The organism is Mycobacterium sp., assembly GCF_035653355.1.
Classification (GTDB): Bacteria; Actinomycetota; Actinomycetes; order Mycobacteriales; family Mycobacteriaceae; genus Mycobacterium.
In genome coordinates, this window is the sequence record NZ_DASRBZ010000283.1 from 1 (window position 1) to 3,668 (window position 3,668).

4 protein-coding genes are annotated in these 3,668 nt (G+C 65.9%); 2 read left to right on the forward strand and 2 right to left on the reverse strand.

Features of this window, described 5'->3' with window-relative positions:
• Positions 1-437: hypothetical protein (locus tag VFA16_RS09750; RefSeq protein ID WP_324967614.1), on the reverse strand; the 437-nt coding region annotated here is incomplete at its 3' end.
• Positions 438-448: 11 nt separating this feature from the next.
• Positions 449-1,387, reverse strand: coding sequence for a type I pantothenate kinase (gene coaA / locus VFA16_RS09755; RefSeq protein ID WP_324967615.1), 939 nt, complete (start codon positions 1,385-1,387; stop codon positions 449-451).
• A gap of 67 nt (positions 1,388-1,454) precedes the next feature.
• Between coaA and VFA16_RS09760 the strand changes: the two genes are divergently transcribed.
• A complete protein-coding gene (locus VFA16_RS09760) occupies positions 1,455-2,666 on the forward strand; it encodes a DUF885 domain-containing protein (protein ID WP_324967616.1) in 1,212 nt (403 codons plus the stop codon).
• Positions 2,667-2,676: 10 nt separating this feature from the next.
• The coding region (locus VFA16_RS09765) for a glycine hydroxymethyltransferase (protein ID WP_324967617.1) at positions 2,677-3,668 on the forward strand (992 nt) is incomplete at its 3' end.

The window sequence follows — 3,668 nt, forward strand, 5'->3', positions numbered from 1 at the left end:
TCGACTCGCGCCCACAACGGCTTGCCGCCGGGCAGACGCGGAAGTACCACTTGCGCGAGCTGATCGCGGCGTCGCTGTCGAGGAGGCGCAGTGGTCTTCGCCGTGGCCAAGTCATGCCAGCCGAAGATCGCCCAGGCCGCCGCGATGACCGTATCGATGATCCCCCCGCGCGCGCGATGAGGGTCGACAACCGCTAGACCGAGTGCGGTCGCCGAATGCACCGAGTCCACCCATACACCCGCAGCGATGACTTCTGGGCTCGGCTTGAGGCCCGACAACAACGCCTGCACAAGGTGGCGGGCCCCGAGGACGCGGGTGACGACAACGGCATTGCGGTCGACCTCCACGCCGTGCAGACGAGACAAGACAGCCGGAGAAGCCGTCAAAAGTATGGTGCCCCAGAAAAACCGGGCAATTTCGATCCAGCGAAAGCTCATCAGAAGTGGGGCTACAGCTTGCGCAGCCGCAGCCGGTTGATGGAGTGGTCGGCGTCCTTGCGTAGCACCAGGGTGGCCCGCGGCCGGGTGGGCAGGATGTTCTCGACCAGGTTGGGCCGGTTGATCGAACGCCAGATTTCGCGGGCGGCAGCGATGGCCTGCGGGTCGTTGAGCCGTGCGTAGTGGTGGAAGTGGGACGCCGGGTTCGCGAACGCGGTGGTGCGCATGGCGAGGAACCGCGAGATGTACCACTGTTCGATGTCTTCGATGCGCGCGTCGACATATAAGGAGAAGTCGAACAGGTCCGACACCATCAACGTGGGCCCGGTCTGCAAGACGTTGAGGCCCTCGAGGATCAAGATGTCGGGGTGGCGCACCACCTGCTTGGCGCCCGGAATGATGTCGTAGAGCAGGTGTGAATACACCGGCGCGCAGGCGTATTCCGAACCGGACTTCACCGAGGTGACGAACCGCATCAGCGCGCGGCGGTCATAGCTTTCCGGAAAACCCTTGCGGTGCATAAGGTTTCGACGTTCCAGCTCAGCATTCGGGTAGAGGAAGCCGTCGGTGGTCACCAAGTCCACCTGCGGGTGGTGCTCCCAGCGGGCCAGCAGTGCCTGCAGTACACGGGCGGTGGTCGATTTGCCCACCGCGACGCTGCCAGCCACCCCGATGATGAACGGGACGGGGCGATCTGGGTTCTGTTGCGGCTCGCCGAGGAATTCCGCGGTCGCGGCGAACAGGCGCTGGCGGGCGGCGACCTGTAGGTGGATGAGCCGGGCGAGCGGCAGGTAGACCTCTTCGACTTCGAGCAGGTCGAGCTTTTCCCCGAGACCGCGGAGCTTGACCAGCTCTTCCTCGGTGAGTTTCAGCGGCGTCGACATGCGCAGCGCGCGCCACTGACTTCGGTCGAACTCCACATACGGGCTCGGCTCGCTCAGCCGCGGCATAGGGGTCAGTCTTGCAGCCGCCGCCGCGCCGTGAGCGGCTGGGGCGACCCCGATAGCGTGGGCGGCTATGGAGCCTGCCGCGCTGATCCGGGAGTACCTGCTGCTGGGTTTGCGCTTCGACCGCGTCGAGCCAGGTTATGTGGACGCCTTCACCGGTGATCCGAGGCTACGTCGGGCGGTGCAGGACGAGCCGGTGCCAGATCCGCGCGAGTTGGCCCGCCAGGCCCAGCGTCTGCTCGCAGCGCTGCCAGAAGTTCCCTGCGACAAGGGGTTTGACGAGGCTCGCGCGAACTACCTGCGGGCCCACTTGCGAGCTCTGGCGTGTGCGGGACGCAAATTCGCCGGCGAGCAGGTCAGCTTTGTCGACGAGGTACACGACTACTTCGACGTCCACATCGGCAAGGGTGACGTCGACTGCTACCGGCAGGCCCACGCCCGCCTCGACGAGGTGCTCGGCGGGACCGGCCCGCTGGCCGACCGGATGGCAGCTCATCGCGCTGGCGAGGAGATCCCGCCGCAGCGGCTGGCCGACTGTATCGACGCGTTCTCCAGCGCGCTGCGGGACCGGGTGCGTGCCGAGTATCCGCTGCCGGACACCGAAACCGTCAACTACGAGGTGGTTACCGACAAGCCGTGGTCGGGGTTCAACTACTACCTGGGCAACTACCGCTCGAAAGTCGCCGTCAACGCCGACATAAAACAGCTGATGTCCAACCTGCCCCGGCTGGTAGCCCACGAGTCCTATCCCGGACATCACACCGAGCATTGCCGCAAGGAAGCCGGGCTCGTCAAGCGCCAAGGGCAGGCCGAGCACACCATTTTCCTGGTCAACACCCCGCAGTGCCTGATGGCCGAGGGCCTGGCCGACCTCGCGTTGCATGTGGCCGTCGGCCGCGGTTGGGGCCGCTGGGCCGCGGACATCTACGCCGATCTGGGGCTGCTTTTCCACGGCGAGCGCGCCGAGGCCATCGCAGAGGCTTCCGCAGCGCTGATGAATGTCCGCCAGGACGCCGCGCTGATGTTGCACGACGAACACCGCGACGCCGACGAGGTGACGGACTATGTGCGACGCTGGTTGCTGCTGCCCGAGAACCGCGCCCGCCAAATGCTGCGCTTTCTGTGCTCGCCGTTGTGGCGGGCCTACACCAGCACCTATGTCGAGGGCTATCGGCTATTGCGAGCCTGGCTCGATGACCGCCCATCTGGTGTCGGCCTGCCCGAGCGGTTCCGCCGGCTACTCGACGAGCCGCTGATCCCGTCGTCGCTGCGAGCAGAGTAGGTTCGGGTGCATGGCAGCTGACTCGACCGGGACCGCAACCTCAGCACCACCTCTTGGCGCGGAATACGCCGATACCGCCAGCACCGCCTACCGCGCCGCACTGCAGGTCATCGAATCAGTCGAACCGCGCATTGCCGCTGCGACACGCAAAGAGCTTGCCGATCAACGTGATTCGCTTAAGCTGATCGCCAGCGAGAACTACGCGTCACCCGCGGTGCTGCTCACCATGGGTAGTTGGCTGTCGGACAAGTACGCCGAAGGCACCATCGGCCACCGCTTCTACGCCGGCTGCCAAAACGTCGACACCGTCGAGAGTGTGGCTGCCGAGCATGCCCGCGAGTTGTTCGGGGCGCCGTATGCCTACGTCCAACCTCACTCGGGCATTGACGCCAATCTCGTTGCGTACTGGGCGATTCTCGCCACTCGTGTCGAGACGCCCAGCCTGGCCGAGGCCGGCGCCAAGCATGTCAACGAGCTTTCCGAGTCGGACTGGGAAGTGTTGCGGCACAAGCTTGGCGAGCAGCGGTTGTTGGGGATGTCGCTGGATGCCGGCGGCCACCTCACGCATGGTTTCCGGCCGAACATCTCCGGCAAGATGTTTCACCAGCGCAGCTACGGCACCGACCCGCAATCCGGTCTGCTCGACTACGACGCGGTCGCCGCAGCTGCACGGGAATTCAAGCCGCTGATCCTGGTCGCCGGCTACTCCGCCTACCCTCGGCGAATCAACTTCGCCACGATGCGTGAGATCGCCGACGAGGTGGGCGCCATCCTGATGGTCGACATGGCCCACTTCGCCGGGCTGGTAGCCGGCAAGGTGTTCACCGGCGACGAGGATCCGGTGCCGCACGCCCACCTCACCACCACTACCACGCACAAGTCGCTGCGCGGACCGCGCGGCGGGCTGATCCTGGCGCAGCCGGACTACGCCGACGCGGTCGACAAGGGCTGCCCGATGGTGCTGGGCGGACCGCTGCCGCACGTCATGGCCGCCAAGGCGGT